Raw genomic sequence first — 238 nt, 5'->3', positions numbered from 1 at the left:
CGACGATCCTGATCCCCGGCGGGCCGATGCCCACCGGCCTGCCGACCAAGGCCAAGGCGGCGGTGCGCGAGCGTGTCGCGGTCGGGGACGCCAGCCGCGAGGAACTGCTGGACGCGGAGATCCAGGCCTATCACGGCAAGGGGACCTGCACCTTCTACGGCACCGCCAACACCAACCCGATGATGATGGAAGTGCTGGGCCTGCACCTGCCGGGTGCCGCGTTCGTCAATCCCGGCAC

General features: G+C 69.7%; 1 protein-coding gene. It reads left to right on the top strand.

The window, feature by feature from the left end; translation table 11 throughout:
• A partial coding sequence (locus tag AC0CH8_RS19105) for a dihydroxy-acid dehydratase domain-containing protein (RefSeq protein ID WP_465241231.1) occupies positions 1-238 on the top strand: 238 nt, incomplete at both ends.

It is taken from the genome of Sphingomonas sp. AC435, from assembly GCF_979253005.1.
The sequence above is the reverse complement of the archived record's forward strand: the minus strand, read 5'-3'. Positions and strand labels throughout refer to the sequence as shown.